This window comes from Thalassotalea coralli, assembly GCF_055786205.1.
Genome location: NZ_JBVVBK010000008.1, coordinates 140,552 through 155,231, shown reverse-complemented (window position 1 = coordinate 155,231; position 14,680 = coordinate 140,552). Strand labels below are relative to the sequence as shown.

The window sequence follows — 14,680 nt, the reverse complement described above, 5'->3', positions numbered from 1 at the left end:
TAAACCTATTTGCTTTCTTCGTTGGTGAGATCTCTAAGTGCGATGATCTCATCTTCTTGCTCGCCTGTAATCGGGTAGATTTTATCAATTCTACAAGTGATTTGAGGTGAATCTGCAGTCGATATCGAATCGAATTTCACTTGTAGTGAACTGCTTTCAGATCGTTTAAGTATGATAGCGTTCGCCCATTTCAAATCGAAACATCCACCTGTCATCTCAACGAGAAATTGTTTTCTTGGAGAAGATGAAACAATGAGAAAGTCATTGGTTAACTCTGACCAGCCAGAATAGCGAAAAGTCGTTACTTTCTTTACATCTTCAATCTTATTGGTTGCGATGTAATCACGGATGGCAGAGTTTCTGAGCTCTTCATTTTTACCTGCATTTGAGCTACAAGCAGTCACTAACACTAATGACGCAATAGTTAACCATTTTAATTTCATCTTTTTACCCCTATTTGTAACTACAATGTGAGTGTAGTCATTAACCTATTTTTAAACAATAAGCTTACTGTGTTAATTTGTAATCGCACTTAATAAAGCTGTTTTTACTTGTTTATCAACAAACTGGCTAACATCACCGCCATGTATCGCAACTTCCTTTACTAAAGTAGAAGAGATGAAAGAGTTTTCTTCGGCAGGTGTTAAAAACACGCTTTCTAAATCAGGATATAAACGTCGATTCATATTGGCTAACTGAAATTCATATTCGAAATCTGACACGGCTCTTAATCCACGAATCAACACACTTGCTTGGTGGCTTTTCGCGAAATCAACTAATAACCCACTAAAACCGACAACGGTTACATTAGGTAAAGACTGAGTGACTTGCTCTAATAACTCAACGCGTTGCGCTAGACTGAACATGGGTTTTTTACTCGGACTTGCCGCTACACCAACGATCACTTCAGGGAAAAGGTTGCTGGCTCGTTCGATAAGATCTGTGTGACCATTAGTAACAGGATCGAATGTTCCAGGATAAATCGCTTTAATTGCCATAATTTTATGAAAGAGTAAGGATAAAGCCCCTATTGTAGACACGGTGTATAGTGAAGACAAGCTGATGACAGCACTGGAAAATAATAGGATATAGCTAATTAACTTAAAGTATTTACTCGAATATCTTTACCTGTTGCGAAAATTGGTAGTATGATAGCTAAATGTATTTAATTTCAAAAGAAGCGAATAAAGATGAAAACCCGTGAAAAAATAATTCAAGCCAGTATCGAGTTATTTAATGATCAAGGTGAGCGCAATGTTACGACCAATCATATCGCGGCCCATCTAGGTATTAGCCCGGGTAACCTTTATTATCATTTTCGCAATAAAGAAGACATTATCCTTTCTATATACGAAGAATATGCGCGAAACCTTTTATTAGATACCTTCCCACAAGCAAACCCAGAAACTAAACCATTAGATACCATTATTTTATATATGGATGCCGTTTTTCAGGCGTTGATGAAGTTTCGTTTTTTCTATGCAAATTTACCGGTATTACTGGCTAAAAGCCCACAGTTGCATGAAAAATATGTTGAAGTACAGCACACCATTTCTAAACGATTGAGTGAAATGCTTGTTTCATTGCGTGAGCAAGACATGATCACCTTTGAAGATGATGAACTCGCCGACTTAGTGAGTATTTTGCGTTTGATTAATACCTTTTGGTTAAGCTTTTATCAAACACAGAATGAAAATACTGAAATCAATGACGCAGTATTTTTTGAAGGAGTATTGAAAATTTTAGTACTGCTTCGTCCTTATATTACCGCCTCTGCTTCAGCAGACTTCAAAGAAGCACGCGCGATTTATCAGCAGCGCTATCAAGATGCGTTAGAAGCTGCTTAATCAGCAGCTAAGATAAATATCCTTCTAGCAATAATTGCCAGTCTTGCTCTTGCCAGTGTAGCTGTGGGTTTTTGACTAGTTCTTTTTTGAATGAACGGTGTAAGCGGTCGATATTGCTTTGTTGCCACTGCTGGGCTGGTTGGCGTATGTCTCCTTGGTCAAAATCTATTAACCAGACTTTATTATTGTTATCGATCAAAATATTGTGAATATTGAGATCGTGGTGATAAACACCTTGTTGATGAAATTGGCGAATACATGCCCCAATAGCTTGCCAAACATCATCAGACAGAGAGCGTTTGGCTAGAATACCTATTAGATCTTCTGCTTGCTCAATTCGTTGGGTTAATATGTCTGCACGATAACTCAATAGGCCTCGTTGGATGCGGTAACCAATCGCTTTAGGGGCAGGGAGCTTTAGCTGTTCTAGTGCTTTTAACAGAGAATACTCTTTTGCGGCGCGCGTATTTTTTAGGCCAGTAAAAAGATAACTATCATGTACTAGTTTTCCTATTAGTCCACCGCGGTAATAATGCCTTAATACCCATTGATTTATAGGGGCGTCGATAAAGTAAGTAATACCTCTGCCTGTTGCTTGGCCGACAACTTTGTTGTTATTTAACCAATAGCTAGGTTCAAAGTAATCTGCCTCAAAATGAGACAATAATTCACCGTCATAAACACAGGTTTGTGTGTTATCTACAATAACTTTTTCCTGACAGGGTTTTACAATTGTTGAAGGGTTCAAGATAATAGGGCTCATTAACGTTAACAGCGCATTGCGCTATATTGTGGTGAATCCTGTATGCTGGGTCAAATTTCCCGCCCAAAAAGTTTATGTTTATTGCGCCTTTCCGCTATTGGTGACGTTTGTCATGCCGTTGCTATGGTTCAGCAAATTCAACAACAGTGGCCAGATATCGAAATTACTTGGGTGATTGGCAAAGTAGAAGCCAAACTTTTAGAGGGGTTGCCTGGTGTTCGCTTCATCGTTTTTGATAAAAAAGCGGGTTGGCAAGCGTACCGAGATTTACGTCAAACGTTTAAAGGACAAAAATTCGATGTGCTATTGCATATGCAAGTTGCACTGCGTGCCAGTATCGCTAGCTTGATGATACCGGCAAAGACTAAAATTGGCTTTGATCGTGCGCGTGCAAAAGAAGGTCAGTGGCTGTTTACTAATGCTGCAGTGCAGCCGATTGAACAACCACATGTGTTAGATGGCTTTATGGGTTTTGCTCAAGCATTAGGAATAGAAACAAAGCCACCTCATTGGCAAATGCCTTTTACCGATGAAGATCAGCTTTGGGCTGGAGAAACTGTCAATAGTGACAAGCCTATTGCTGTTATTAGTCCGGCAGCAAGCAAAGCAGAACGTAACTGGCACACAGAGGGTTATAGTCAAGCGGCAAATCATCTGGCTGAGTTAGGGTTTACCGTGGTTATCTGTGGCGGACCGACAACTTTAGAAAAATTGCTCGCCGAGGAAATCATTCAAGGCGCTAATGCGCCTATTATCAACCTTGTGGGTAAAACTTCGTTGAAGCAGTTATTAGCTGTGCTCAATATCGCCCATTTAGTGATTGCGCCTGATACAGGTCCTGCTCATATGGCGGTCACCGTTGGAACACCTGTGATTGGTCTTTACGCTCATTCAAACCCGCATCGAACTGGACCTTATTTGTATCAACATTATGTTGTCAGTTGCTATAACCAAGCGGTACAACAGCAGTATGGTCGACCAGTTTCGAAATTACCTTGGGGAATAAGGGCTAAAGGAAACACCTTGATGAATGGCATTACTATTTCGCAAGTGAAAGACAAAATACGTCAGCTTATTGCAGACAACTATCCTGAACTTAAAAGCGAGTAGTTTAGTCTTTGCTTTAAAGCAATGTACGTAGCGCGGTAACGGCTTTTTCAGAAGCTCCTTGGTTTTGCTGCACGACATTAAGTGCGGCATTGCCCAACTCGGTATTGAAGGGTTTGTTTTTCAATAATTCAGTGACCTCATCTGCTAATACCTTCGCCATATTAGGATCATCTGTAGGAAGATTAATTTGAATGGCGGCTTGCTGTGCTAGCATCAAATCTGCAACTGCTTGAAAATTTCGCATGTCAGGCCCCCAAGTAATCGCCTTACTGTGTAAAGCTGGTTCGAGAGGGTTATGACCGCCAATGCTAGAGAAGCTACCGCCCATGGTAATGACATTTGCCAAAGCATATATCGCTGACAATTCACCTAATGTATTAATCAACCAAATATCTGTTTCTTTTGTCAATTCTGTACCGTCAGAACGTTTAACGGTGTTGAAACCTGCATCTAGGCATAGCTGATAACAGGTTTCAAACCTTTCTGGGTGCCTAGGAACAAGAATAAGTAAACAGTCAGGTAGAGATTGTTTTATCCTAGCAAAGCTCTCTAACGTTAAAGCCTCATCACCTTCATGGGTGCTAGCTACAAGCCAAATATGTTCCGATTGGTTTAAATGAAGCGCCAAGGTTTGGGCTTTTTCTCGAAGTTCATTTGACAGTGATAAGTCGTATTTTAAGTTACCTGTGACGGTAGTTTTTTCTGGTGATGCACCAAGTGAAATAAAGCGATTACGGTTATCATCGCTTTGCGCCAATATCTGATCAAATTGGCGTAAACAAGGCGAAATAAGCGCACTTAGTTTTTGATAACGCGGTAGAGATTTATCGGAGAGCCTAGCATTGAGCAAGTGAAGTTTGATATTCCGTTTGGCACATTGAGCGATAAAGTTTGGCCAAATTTCTGTTTCCATTAACACAACCGCTTTAGGTTTAAGCATTTTGAGGAATAGCCAAGTACAAGGCAAAACATCAAGAGGTAAAAAACAGTGCTGAACTTTATCGCCAAATAACGCTTGTACTTGACTACCACCTGTTGGCGTAAATGTAGTTAAGGTAATTGGAGAGTCTGGAAAGGAAATTAATAGCTGATTGATATAACTCTTTAACGCTATAACTTCACCGACACTGGCAGCGTGAACAACAATGCCATTAGCCTTAAAATGTGTTGGTACTATACCTAAACGACTAGCGAGCCCCGATCTGAACCCTTTATTGGTTAATGATCGTAAAAGCAACGCGATTATCAGCACAGGTGTTAGTAAAAAGGTAAACAAACGATAAGCAAAAAGTGCCAAAGATCTTTCCTGTAAACATGCCAGTTAACAAGGCAAGAGTATACGTGAGTTGCCGTCAATAAACACCTGTTTAACTACTTTGGTTATCATGGGCAAACATAAAACGCAGCGTCGCTAGTTAAATGCTTCTTTCTAAGGTAGGCTTAGAGTAAGCGTAACTAAAATTTAATGGATGAAGGTATGCTCAAACGTTTGATGTTTTTGCTAAAAGTGATTTTGCTTAGCTTGTTTTCTCTGGTAGCTCATGCACAACAAGCGCCTGAAGAAGCCTCTGCAGAATCGTCTGAAGATACTTTAAATCATATTAAATTTACAACAAATGATGGTTTTATGTTGGCAGGTAGCTATTTTCCAGGGCTATCGAATGCTTCAGGAGTGCTGTTACTTCATGATTGCAGCCGAAGCAGTGTCACCTTTGACAATTTAATGATGCTGTTGCAACAACATGGATTACATGCGCTAGCTATAGACTTACGTGGTTTTGGCCGGAGTATCAATGAAGAGTTTTCTCACTTGAAAGTAAAGCGACTTTCCAAAGACATTGTCTCTTATCAAAGTGAGCTTGTTCGTATTAAAAGTTATTGGGAGTCAGACATACTTGCTGCTTATAACTACTTGAGAGACAAAATTCAAAAAGATCGAGACGTTGCTGTGGTATCTACCGGGTGTACTGGGTCGCAAGCGATCGCATTAGCAGAAAAGATGCGTATTAATAGTTTCGTGATGGTAACACCTAAGCTTAATTTTATGGAGAAAGAGCACTTTAAGAATCTAATTGATATTCCGGTCTACTTTATTGATTCTTTACATAACGCTGATACTTATCAAACGACAAAAGAGTTATTTGAATGGAATGGTGATAGTCGATCTGTTTTACAAATATTTAAAGGTGATAGGCACGGTCACTCGCTCATTAATGGTAAAAACTATATCGCTGCTGATATTGCTTTGTGGCTTGACGATACCTTAAGTAAATAACCGCTGTAGCAGCCTATCGCTCAAATATCTTGTCCAAAATTATTGAAGAATTGGTGCGCTCAACACCTTCTAGCGCACAGACATTGTTTAATACTTCACTAAGCTTTTCTAAGGTACTTGCCTGAATGATCACCAGTAAGTCGTATTCACCACTAATTGAATATATTTGATCTATTTGATGAATTTTTCGTAGCGCGATACTAATGTTCTGGCGAAGATTTGGATTAACTTTCAAAGAAACATTAGCTGAAATGAGCTGTTCGCTGTATTCACTGCCTAATACAATACTGTAGGCTTGAATAACCTTATTGTTCTCTAATTTAGTGAGCCTATTTTGTACTGCGGTTCTAGAGACCCCAGTAGCACGAGCAATATCGGAAACACTCGCTCTAGCATTACATTTAAGAATAGACAGAAGTTCTTCGTCTTTATCAGTAAGTTTCATAAATCGTTATCTTAAGTTCGAATTAACAGTTGAAATATACGATTTGAAACCATAATGTGTCAAATTAACTATTTATTAGGTCATTTTAACTCGTAGTGTCACTTTATTTGGTAATTGGTCTAGGCTGATAATATCTCGGCCTAAAGAATAAACTGATAAGGAACTACTGTGACAACTTCTGCTTCAAAAACAAATTTCTTTAATCATATTGCTGACCAAATAGAACAAGTAAAGCAAGATGGCTTATACAAAGATGAGCGTGTTATAACGACTGCACAACAAGCGCAAATAGCTGTGGCGTCAGGTGAAGAAGTTATTAACTTCTGTGCTAACAACTACTTGGGTTTAGCCAATCACCCTGCGCTAATCAAAGCAGCACAAGACGGTTTAGCTGATCATGGTTTTGGTATGGCGTCGGTACGTTTTATTTGTGGTACGCAAGACATTCACAAAACACTTGAACAAAAGTTATCAGAGTTCCTTGGCATGGAAGATACCATTTTGTATTCATCGTGTTTTGATGCCAATGCAGGTCTATTCGAAACGATTTTAGGTCCAGAAGATGCCATTATCTCAGACGCTTTAAACCACGCGTCAATTATCGATGGTGTACGTTTATGTAAAGCAAAACGTTTCCGCTATGCTAACAATGATATGCAAGAGCTAGAAGCGAGATTACAAGAAGCAGAAGAAGCTGGCGCGCGTTTTAAGTTAATCGCAACTGACGGTGTGTTTTCTATGGATGGCGTTATTGCCAACCTAAAAGGTATTTGTGACTTAGCCGATAAATACAATGCGTTAGTTATGGTTGATGACTCTCATGCTGTTGGCTTTGTCGGTGAAGAAGGTCGCGGTAGCCATGAATACTGTGAAGTTATGGGTCGCGTTGACATTATTACTGGCACATTAGGTAAAGCAATGGGCGGCGCTTCTGGCGGCTACACTTCAGGTAAAAAAGAAGTGATTGAATGGTTACGTCAGCGCTCTCGTCCTTATTTATTCTCTAACTCACTAGCGCCAGCGATCGTTAATGCCTCTATTCGCGTATTGGATTTACTCGCAGATGGCGATGAGCTTCGAGCAACACTAAAAGATAATGCAGCTTATTTTAGAACTAATATGGAAGCTGCTGGTTTTACATGTGCTGGCGCCGACCATGCGATAGTGCCAGTTATGCTGGGTGACGCAAAATTAGCGAGCGATATGGCGAACCGTTTATTGGCGGAAGGTATTTACGTAATTGGTTTTTCTTTCCCTGTGGTTCCTAAAGGTCAAGCACGTATACGTACACAAATATCAGCTGCTCACACCCAAGCACAATTAGACAAAGCTATCGAAGCCTTTACACGTATCGGTAAAGAGATGGGAGTTATCTAATGAAAGCCTTATCTAAGCTACATGCTAAAGAAGGTATTTGGATGACTGAGGTGGAAGCACCTGAGTTAGGCCACAATGACCTTCTGATCAAAATTAAAAAAACCGCTATTTGTGGTACTGATATTCATATTTATAATTGGGATGAGTGGTCGCAAAAAACCATCCCTGTACCTATGGTTGTCGGGCATGAATACGCTGGTGAAGTAGTCGGTATTGGTCAAGAAGTTAAAGGTTTTAGCATTGGCGATCGAGTGTCTGGTGAAGGCCATATAACGTGTGGTCATTGCCGCAACTGTCGTGGCGGAAGAACGCATCTTTGTCGCAATACTGTTGGTGTTGGCGTAGACAGAGAAGGTGCATTTGCTGAATATCTAGTTATTCCAGCTTACAATGCCTTTAAATTGCCTGATGAAATTTCAGATGACTTAGCCGCTATTTTCGACCCGTTTGGTAATGCTGTTCATACCGCATTATCGTTCGATTTAGTAGGTGAGGATGTTCTGATCACTGGCGCTGGTCCTATTGGTATTATGGCGGCAGCTGTGGCTAAACATGTAGGCGCTCGTCATGTTGTGATCACCGATGTTAATGAATACCGTTTAGAATTAGCTGAAAAAATGGGTGCTACTCGCGCGGTAAACGTTGCTAACGAGAATTTAAGCGAAGTTATGCAATCATTAGGTATGACGGAAGGCTTTGATGTTGGCTTAGAAATGTCGGGTGTGCCAATGGCTTTTACCGACATGCTTGAGAACATGAATAATGGCGGCAAGATAGCTATGCTAGGTATTCCAGGTAATGATATGGCGATAGACTGGTCGAAAGTTATCTTTAAGGGTTTAACCATTAAGGGTATCTATGGTCGTGAAATGTTTGAAACTTGGTATAAGATGGCAAGTTTGATCCAATCGGGCTTAGATTTATCACCTATTATTACTCATCACTTTAAAATAGATGATTTTCAACAGGGTTTTGATATCATGCGCTCCGGTCAATCAGGTAAAGTTATTTTAAACTGGGAGTCTTAGTGCATGACTGAAGTCGCATTTAAGCATATGCAAGTGCAGGAGCTAGCGTCGCTTCTGCCACAAAAAGAACACGTTATTGTTGATATTCGTGATCCGGCGTCCTTTGCTCAAGGGCGCATTCCAAATGCGATTCATTTAACCAATGATAATTTATCTGACTTTATCCGTGAGGCAGATTTAGATGCACCATTAGTGGTTTGCTGTTATCACGGCAATTCAAGCCAGCAAGCCGCTCAGTTCCTAGCAAGCCAAGATTTTAGTGACGTGTATTCATTAGACGGCGGCTTTGTTGATTGGCAACTGCAATTTCCCGATCAAATTGAAGCGGGCGAATAGTCTAGTAGGAGCAATGATATGCAGCCTTTGGTAAAGGTAGCTCATCATAATATCGCCTTGTTATTTGTGAACTACGCGAAGACGCAAGGCTTGTCTCTCAAACTTGAACAAGAATCTGAGCAATATATTATTTATGTCGCTGACGTTGATTATGACCGCGCAAAAGCGATGTTTGAAGAATTTGCCCGTCAGCCACACGCGCAGAAATATCAGCAAGCAGCTTGGCAATCGGGTCAGGTTGTCGATGTTAATTCCACAGAGCCTTCGTTGCTGTCGGTATTTAAGCGGCAGTTTTTATCTCACGCTGGGCCGTTTACGTTACTTATTTTTGGTCTTTGTTGGTTGGTATATGTACTGAGTGTACTGGGTTGGGGAAACCAATTATTCAGTGCATTGCGTTTTTACACTAGCCTTTCAATGGAAGACTTTCTTGCTAACCCTATACGGTTAATTGGACCTGCATTTTTCCATTTTTCGTTACTCCATATCGCGTTCAACACTATGTGGTGGTGGCAGATGGGAGGCGCTATTGAAAAATGCATGGGTAAAATGGAACTGATCCAAGTGTTTTTCTTCACCGCTATTTTGTCGAATGTGGGTCAGTTTTTAGAAACAGGCTATAACTTTGGTGGTCTATCTGGCGTAGTTTATGGCGTTATTGGTTATGTTTGGTTAGCTGGCGTTTTAGCGCCAGAAAAAGGGATGGCAGTGTCTAAACCACTCATGGGCTTTTTGATTTTTTGGCTAGTGCTAGGCTTTGTTGATATGTTGCCGGTAAATGTAGCGAACACTGCCCACTTACTCGGGTTGCTTGCAGGTTTGTTTGTTGCTTGGCTGCGTTTTAACCGAACCGGTAAACAACCCTAAAAGTTTAGGTTAACGCGCTTAGTTATCTAGCCATTGCGTAAATAAAAGTTTCTTAATTAGTGGCTTACCTGTTTCTTGTGTTAGTAAGTTTTTGACTTTTTCCTCACATAAACGCTGAATCTCGTAGCGACCATTAATAGACTTTATTTTTGCTTCAGGTTGCTGACCAATAATGCTGATAATAGCATCGCGTAGTAGGGGAGAGTGATGCTCTACCGCTTCGTAGTTTGAAGAGTCTTCAATCATTAACTCTACCGATAAGCGTACATAACCCATTTTCTTTTTAACGGCAACATAGTTAGTTACTATCTGTGGTTCAAAACCAAAATAAGCATAGTCTGATGCTTTAGTGAATGGGCTGAAACCAACTAGAATAATCAGGGCAACAATTGCTTTGTTCATCTAAATAAAACCTTACCACATAGTCTTTAGGGTTATACATCAAAATCTATTGTAGCCCCGTTCGCAAAGATTTTCATTTTTATTTATCGATCTTGGTAAACGCTTCCTGATATCATAGCTAGGTATCGCTAAATAGAGTTGAATAGGGGTTATGACGGAAGTTTGTTTAGCAAAGGTTTCCTTTCCTGTAAATTTGCACGGCCATTGGTGCCCAAGCCATTCTTCGTTGGTTGAACAACATACTAGAGATTGGCTATTAGACCCAGGTTCACTTACCGCACGCCTAAAAGCATATTCAGATAGCTTTCGAGTTCAATTGTTGGGCCAAGAAGTGTTACCTTGCCCTGCGCATGAATCGACAGATGATATTCCCGCCGGAGAAGAAGTATTAGCTCGCGAAGTCTTGTTGTATTTGAATGAACAACCACAAGTATTTGCGCGCAGTTTATTACCTCTTTCTTCTTTAACGGGTGAGCAACGAGAGCTAGCGAGCCTTGGTAATCAATCGCTTGGCCAAGTGCTATTTAATCATCCCAAATTAACGCGAAAAGAATTTGCAATTGCGAGTTTTGAACAGGCATCAACTGTGGCTAAACTTGCAGGTACACTAGGTTTAGAGCCGCAGGCGACATTGTGGGGCAGGCGATCAACCTTTGTTATCGAAGACAAGCCATTAATGGTTGCTGAGGTATTTCTGCCCGGCTCAATTGCTTACCAAAACCGCCAAGGATAACCAATGAATATGATTACTCAATGGATGGGGCCTTGGTCGGCTATTAAACAAATTACACGCATGGATAAGCCAATAGGCACCTACTTATTGCTATGGCCAACGTTTTGGGCATTATGGGTTGCCGCTGATGGTTGGCCCCCTTTGCACCTTATTGCGGTATTTGGTCTTGGCGTATTTATCATGCGCAGCGCTGGCTGTGTTATTAATGATTATGCCGATCGTAAAGTTGATGGTTTAGTTAAACGTACGAATCAAAGGCCGTTAGTATCGGGGGCAATGAGCGAAGATCAAGCATTGAGTTTATTTGCTTTTCTCATTGGTGGTGCGTTTGCCCTAGTGATGACCTTATCGTGGAGCACTATTCAGTTATCGGTTGTTGCATTAATATTAGCTGCAAGCTATCCGTTTATGAAACGATATACGCACTTACCTCAAGTGGTATTAGGTGCAGCCTTTAGCTGGGGTATGATCATGGCATTTGCTGAACTACGCGGCAAGGTGCCTTTAGAAGCCTGGCTACTCTTTTCAGCTAATTTGCTGTGGACTGTTGCTTACGACACTATGTATGCCATGGTTGATCGTGATGACGACGTTAAAATTGGCGTAAAATCAACAGCGATACTGTTTGGAAAACACGACAAACGAATCATTGGTTTGTTGCAACTTCTTGTGTTGGCTTTACTGTGGACTGTCTCAGACTTGTTAGCCTTTGGCTGGCCATTTCAACTGGCGCTAGTAATCACCGCAGGTTTGTTTTGTTATCAACAGATGTTGATTATGAATCGCGATCGCGACCGTTGTTTTCAAGCATTTCTAAATAACCATTGGGTCGGGTTAGTTATTTTCATCGGTATTATTATCGAAAGCCTTTAAAACTAGCGACAATCATTAATATGCAAAAAAGCCACTTAAATGTTTAATTCAAGTGGCTTTTTGCTGTCTGCTTTAAATCATCTTCTATGACAGTGGCTTCAAATACTACCTGGCTATCGTTTGTAAAACGGCAATATCGACCAAGTTAGTCACATTACCTTTTACGACATCTAAGGTGCTACTCGCAACGAGCTTACTGTCTTCATCAATCGAAAAGTAGTCGAGGTCTTTTAAGCGATTGATCAAAGTAAGTTGCGCTTTTTTATCAATAAACTCAGGGGCATTGATGTTATTTACCACCGATAAACGCTTAGCAATAGACACAACTTTCTCGCTAAACTCCGTTTTACTAATTGGTGATAATCGTTGTCCCAATGAAGTTATGATGGCAAGTCGCTGTAGTGTTTCATCGCAAACCTCGCCTAACAGCTGAACAAAAACGCGCTGCTCTTGTGACGCCGTTAGCGACCAAAATCCGGCTTTAGATACTTTGGCAATGCCATTATCAGATAAGAAGGTGAGCACTTGGTTTATGTGCTCTTTTATCTCTTCACCTTGTTGCCATAAAAACAAGTCGGTATGTAATAGTTCAATTAGCTGGCAAACTTGGGTATCGATACTGTCGCGTGAGATTTTACTCATTTTATCTAATAGTCGACAGATAAAAGCTGGCAAAATATAACAGTGTAAAATGTTATTTCGATAGTAACGCATTTCGAGTACAGCAAAGTCACCCAGTGAAATTATGTCGCCATAACTGTCTTTATCTACGGTCACTTTCTTCAAGGAAATGGCGTGATCTAGAAGCTGTTTGCCCGTCTCATCAGGCATGGTAATTTCACTGCTATAAGGTACTGCTCGTTGAATCGCTAAAAACAGGTCTATCTGTTGTTCTAAATCTGCTCTTGGCAACGCTTTATGCTCAGTGGCGTGCAAGATCATGGCTATAAGCGAAACACCATTAATGGCTGCACTTTTGTTGATTTTAACCATAACGTCATGTGCCAGTAGGTTTACCGTAGGTGTTAACCAGCTTGGCTTTTGAGGGTCAATTTCATCAATGTCTTGTTTCCACTCTGGTACGTGGGTATTGAGAAACTGGTTAATATTAACAGGCTCACCAAAGTTAATATGTCCTTTACCGTAATTGCGCAGGTTTTTAATTGCCTTTAGTACGCCAAATACCGATTCATTTTGCTTTTTACTACCACTTAATTCTTTGTAGTAAGTACCTACTTCCATTACATGCTCGTAACCTAGGTACACAGGGACAATTGAAAGAGGTCGATCAATTCCGCGTAATAGACTTTGGATAGTCATCGCTAGCATGCCAGTTTTAGGCTCTAATAATTTACCAGTACGCGAACGACCGCCTTCTGAGTAGTACTTTACCGCATAACCACGTTCAAACAATAAGCCAAGATATTCGCGGAAAACGGTTGAATACATGCGGTTGCCACCAAAACTTCGGCGAATAAAGAAAGCTCCTGCTTTTCTAAAAATAGGCCCAGCAGGCCAGAAGTTAAGGTTTATGCCTGCGGCAATTCTCGGCGTTACTAAGCCTTGTTGGTAAATAATATAGGTAAGAAGCAAGTAATCCATATGGCTGCGGTGGCAAGGAACATAAATGATTTCATGTCCATCGTCAGCTAACTCTCTAAGGCGACTGGCATTGTGAACTTCTAAGTCAGAGTACAAACGATTCCACAGCCAATGAAGCACACGCTCACCCACGCGGATCATTGATTCACGATAATCACCCGCGATTTCGTTCATCATATCGAGCGCTTGCTTTTGAGCAGCTTCTTTCGAAATACCTTTTGCAGTAGCTTCTTCCTCGATAACACGCACAATGGCAGGGTTCTTCATCAGCGTTTTAAACATTTGCTGGCGATGCATTAACCGTGGACCAGTAGCCGCAATTTTTTGGCGGAAAAAATGAAAGCGAGCAACACGCAGTAGCTTTTTAGCAATCGTTTGATCCGAGCCATGGGTATCAGCCATCGCGCGCAATGATAATGGCTCGCTATAGCGAACCAAAGTGTTACGCCCTAGAAACGCAACAATAAAAAACTTTTTAAACCAGGTTGGTGACTCTTGATCGGCAACGATAGCACGTACGCTTGCATCTGGCTTTTCGATATTAGGTTTACGCCCCCAAACGATACTTGCAGGTATAAGCTGCCCTTTTAGTTCAGGGTTATTTTTGTGGGCTTTAAGAATTTCACTGCCTAAAGGAAGCGCGTTAGATGGTTTAGGCTTTCCCCACAACGGCTTAGGTGTATCTATCGAGATAGTTCGATCGATTAATTGGCCATCAACTTTTACTTGCGACAACGGATCCGGCAAGTCGAGCTTCTTACAGGCTTTTTGTAAGGACAATAAGTCGCTGGCAGAGCGGTATCTGACAATATAAAAAATAGGTCTATCTTTACTTTCTTTTGGACACTCGACAATGTCATCAGCGACAATTCTGCAGTTTACCCACAAAGTAATCGGTAATTTAAGTAATCGATAAAACAAGTTTCGTAACGCTAACATCTTCTTTGCTAGTTGCTTTTTAATGGTCGCTAGTTTAGCAAATGTAGGATAAATTGTCTTTTTTAGATACATTTTATCAACGT

Annotated in this window: 16 protein-coding genes; 9 read left to right on the top strand and 7 right to left on the bottom strand. The window is 40.8% G+C overall.

The features are described from left to right. Nucleotides 1-5: 5 nt before the first annotated feature. A complete protein-coding gene (locus ACOB80_RS18905) occupies nt 6-443 on the bottom strand; it encodes a DUF6491 family protein (protein WP_473167431.1) in 438 nt (145 codons plus the stop codon). A 72-nt stretch (nt 444-515) separates the two neighbouring features. Then, nucleotides 516-998, bottom strand: a complete 483-nt coding sequence (gene coaD, locus ACOB80_RS18900; protein ID WP_473167430.1) for a pantetheine-phosphate adenylyltransferase — start codon at nt 996-998, stop codon at nt 516-518. Nucleotides 999-1,190: 192 nt separating this feature from the next. Between coaD and ACOB80_RS18895 the strand changes: the two genes are divergently transcribed. Continuing rightward, entirely contained in the window at nt 1,191-1,847 is a 657-nt protein-coding gene (locus tag ACOB80_RS18895; protein WP_473167429.1) for a TetR/AcrR family transcriptional regulator, read from the top strand. A gap of 7 nt (nt 1,848-1,854) precedes the next feature. On the opposite strand, the gene ACOB80_RS18890 is transcribed toward ACOB80_RS18895, so the two are convergent. Then, complete coding sequence (locus tag ACOB80_RS18890; RefSeq protein ID WP_473167428.1) at nt 1,855-2,610, bottom strand: 3-deoxy-D-manno-octulosonic acid kinase; 756 nt, start codon at nt 2,608-2,610, stop codon at nt 1,855-1,857. Nucleotides 2,611-2,652: 42 nt separating this feature from the next. Between ACOB80_RS18890 and ACOB80_RS18885 the strand changes: the two genes are divergently transcribed. Then, nucleotides 2,653-3,720: a glycosyltransferase family 9 protein gene (locus ACOB80_RS18885; RefSeq protein ID WP_473167427.1), complete on the top strand. Its 1,068-nt coding sequence runs from the start codon at nt 2,653-2,655 to the stop codon at nt 3,718-3,720. 13 nt (nt 3,721-3,733) lie between these two features. Here the strand turns inward: ACOB80_RS18885 and ACOB80_RS18880 are convergent, their stop codons facing one another. Next, nucleotides 3,734-5,017: a 3-deoxy-D-manno-octulosonic acid transferase gene (locus ACOB80_RS18880; protein ID WP_473167426.1), complete on the bottom strand. Its 1,284-nt coding sequence runs from the start codon at nt 5,015-5,017 to the stop codon at nt 3,734-3,736. 180 nt (nt 5,018-5,197) lie between these two features. Between ACOB80_RS18880 and ACOB80_RS18875 the strand changes: the two genes are divergently transcribed. After that, on the top strand, nt 5,198-5,995 hold the full coding sequence (locus ACOB80_RS18875) for an alpha/beta hydrolase (RefSeq protein WP_473167425.1): 798 nt from the start codon (nt 5,198-5,200) through the stop codon (nt 5,993-5,995). 13 nt (nt 5,996-6,008) lie between these two features. On the opposite strand, the gene ACOB80_RS18870 is transcribed toward ACOB80_RS18875, so the two are convergent. Beyond that, nucleotides 6,009-6,440, bottom strand: coding sequence for an Lrp/AsnC family transcriptional regulator (locus tag ACOB80_RS18870; protein WP_473167424.1), 432 nt, complete (start codon nt 6,438-6,440; stop codon nt 6,009-6,011). Nucleotides 6,441-6,608: 168 nt separating this feature from the next. Here ACOB80_RS18870 and ACOB80_RS18865 point away from each other — a divergent pair, with 168 nt between their 5' ends. The 4 genes from ACOB80_RS18865 to glpG are packed head-to-tail and all read left to right on the top strand — an operon-like array spanning nt 6,609 to nt 10,048. Continuing rightward, nucleotides 6,609-7,817, top strand: coding sequence for a glycine C-acetyltransferase (locus tag ACOB80_RS18865; protein WP_473167423.1), 1,209 nt, complete (start codon nt 6,609-6,611; stop codon nt 7,815-7,817). Further along, on the top strand, nt 7,817-8,845 hold the full coding sequence (gene tdh / locus ACOB80_RS18860) for an L-threonine 3-dehydrogenase (protein ID WP_473167422.1): 1,029 nt from the start codon (nt 7,817-7,819) through the stop codon (nt 8,843-8,845). The genes ACOB80_RS18865 and tdh overlap by 1 nt, the downstream gene beginning before the upstream one ends. Before the next feature lie 3 nt (nt 8,846-8,848). Beyond that, nucleotides 8,849-9,181 carry a thiosulfate sulfurtransferase GlpE gene (glpE, locus tag ACOB80_RS18855; RefSeq protein ID WP_473167421.1) on the top strand — a complete coding sequence of 111 codons (333 nt, stop codon included), beginning with the start codon at nt 8,849-8,851 and terminating at the stop codon, nt 9,179-9,181. A gap of 18 nt (nt 9,182-9,199) precedes the next feature. Next, the gene (gene glpG / locus ACOB80_RS18850; RefSeq protein WP_473167420.1) at nt 9,200-10,048 is read left to right on the top strand and encodes a rhomboid family intramembrane serine protease GlpG; all 849 of its coding nucleotides are present in this window, start codon (nt 9,200-9,202) and stop codon (nt 10,046-10,048) included. A gap of 18 nt (nt 10,049-10,066) precedes the next feature. Here glpG and ACOB80_RS18845 read toward each other — a convergent pair whose 3' ends face one another. Then, nucleotides 10,067-10,450: a flagellar basal body-associated protein FliL gene (locus ACOB80_RS18845; protein ID WP_473167419.1), complete on the bottom strand. Its 384-nt coding sequence runs from the start codon at nt 10,448-10,450 to the stop codon at nt 10,067-10,069. 151 nt (nt 10,451-10,601) lie between these two features. Between ACOB80_RS18845 and ACOB80_RS18840 the strand changes: the two genes are divergently transcribed. Together ACOB80_RS18840 and ubiA are read left to right on the top strand one after the other, a co-directional pair. Beyond that, nucleotides 10,602-11,183, top strand: coding sequence for a chorismate--pyruvate lyase family protein (locus tag ACOB80_RS18840; protein ID WP_473167418.1), 582 nt, complete (start codon nt 10,602-10,604; stop codon nt 11,181-11,183). A 3-nt stretch (nt 11,184-11,186) separates the two neighbouring features. Beyond that, nucleotides 11,187-12,056, top strand: a complete 870-nt coding sequence (gene ubiA, locus ACOB80_RS18835; RefSeq protein ID WP_473167417.1) for a 4-hydroxybenzoate octaprenyltransferase — start codon at nt 11,187-11,189, stop codon at nt 12,054-12,056. A 105-nt stretch (nt 12,057-12,161) separates the two neighbouring features. On the opposite strand, the gene plsB is transcribed toward ubiA, so the two are convergent. Further along, a complete protein-coding gene (gene plsB, locus ACOB80_RS18830; protein ID WP_473167416.1) occupies nt 12,162-14,669 on the bottom strand; it encodes a glycerol-3-phosphate 1-O-acyltransferase PlsB in 2,508 nt (835 codons plus the stop codon). Nucleotides 14,670-14,680 lie beyond the last annotated feature (11 nt).

Excerpts from the sequence above, each read along its gene's own strand:
- plsB (WP_473167416.1), bottom strand. The coding sequence starts at position 14,669 with ATGTATCTAAAAAAGACAATTTATCCTACATTTGCTAAACTAGCGACC.
- ACOB80_RS18870 (WP_473167424.1), bottom strand. The coding sequence starts at position 6,440 with ATGAAACTTACTGATAAAGACGAAGAACTTCTGTCTATTCTTAAATGT.
- glpG (WP_473167420.1), top strand. The coding sequence starts at position 9,200 with ATGCAGCCTTTGGTAAAGGTAGCTCATCATAATATCGCCTTGTTATTT.
- ACOB80_RS18875 (WP_473167425.1), top strand. The coding sequence starts at position 5,198 with ATGCTCAAACGTTTGATGTTTTTGCTAAAAGTGATTTTGCTTAGCTTG.
- ACOB80_RS18845 (WP_473167419.1), bottom strand. The coding sequence starts at position 10,450 with ATGAACAAAGCAATTGTTGCCCTGATTATTCTAGTTGGTTTCAGCCCA.
- glpE (WP_473167421.1), top strand. The coding sequence starts at position 8,849 with ATGACTGAAGTCGCATTTAAGCATATGCAAGTGCAGGAGCTAGCGTCG.
- ACOB80_RS18840 (WP_473167418.1), top strand. The coding sequence starts at position 10,602 with ATGACGGAAGTTTGTTTAGCAAAGGTTTCCTTTCCTGTAAATTTGCAC.
- ACOB80_RS18890 (WP_473167428.1), bottom strand. The coding sequence starts at position 2,610 with ATGAGCCCTATTATCTTGAACCCTTCAACAATTGTAAAACCCTGTCAG.
- ACOB80_RS18885 (WP_473167427.1), top strand. The coding sequence starts at position 2,653 with ATGCTGGGTCAAATTTCCCGCCCAAAAAGTTTATGTTTATTGCGCCTT.
- ubiA (WP_473167417.1), top strand. The coding sequence starts at position 11,187 with ATGAATATGATTACTCAATGGATGGGGCCTTGGTCGGCTATTAAACAA.
- ACOB80_RS18895 (WP_473167429.1), top strand. The coding sequence starts at position 1,191 with ATGAAAACCCGTGAAAAAATAATTCAAGCCAGTATCGAGTTATTTAAT.
- coaD (WP_473167430.1), bottom strand. The coding sequence starts at position 998 with ATGGCAATTAAAGCGATTTATCCTGGAACATTCGATCCTGTTACTAAT.
- ACOB80_RS18905 (WP_473167431.1), bottom strand. The coding sequence starts at position 443 with ATGAAATTAAAATGGTTAACTATTGCGTCATTAGTGTTAGTGACTGCT.
- tdh (WP_473167422.1), top strand. The coding sequence starts at position 7,817 with ATGAAAGCCTTATCTAAGCTACATGCTAAAGAAGGTATTTGGATGACT.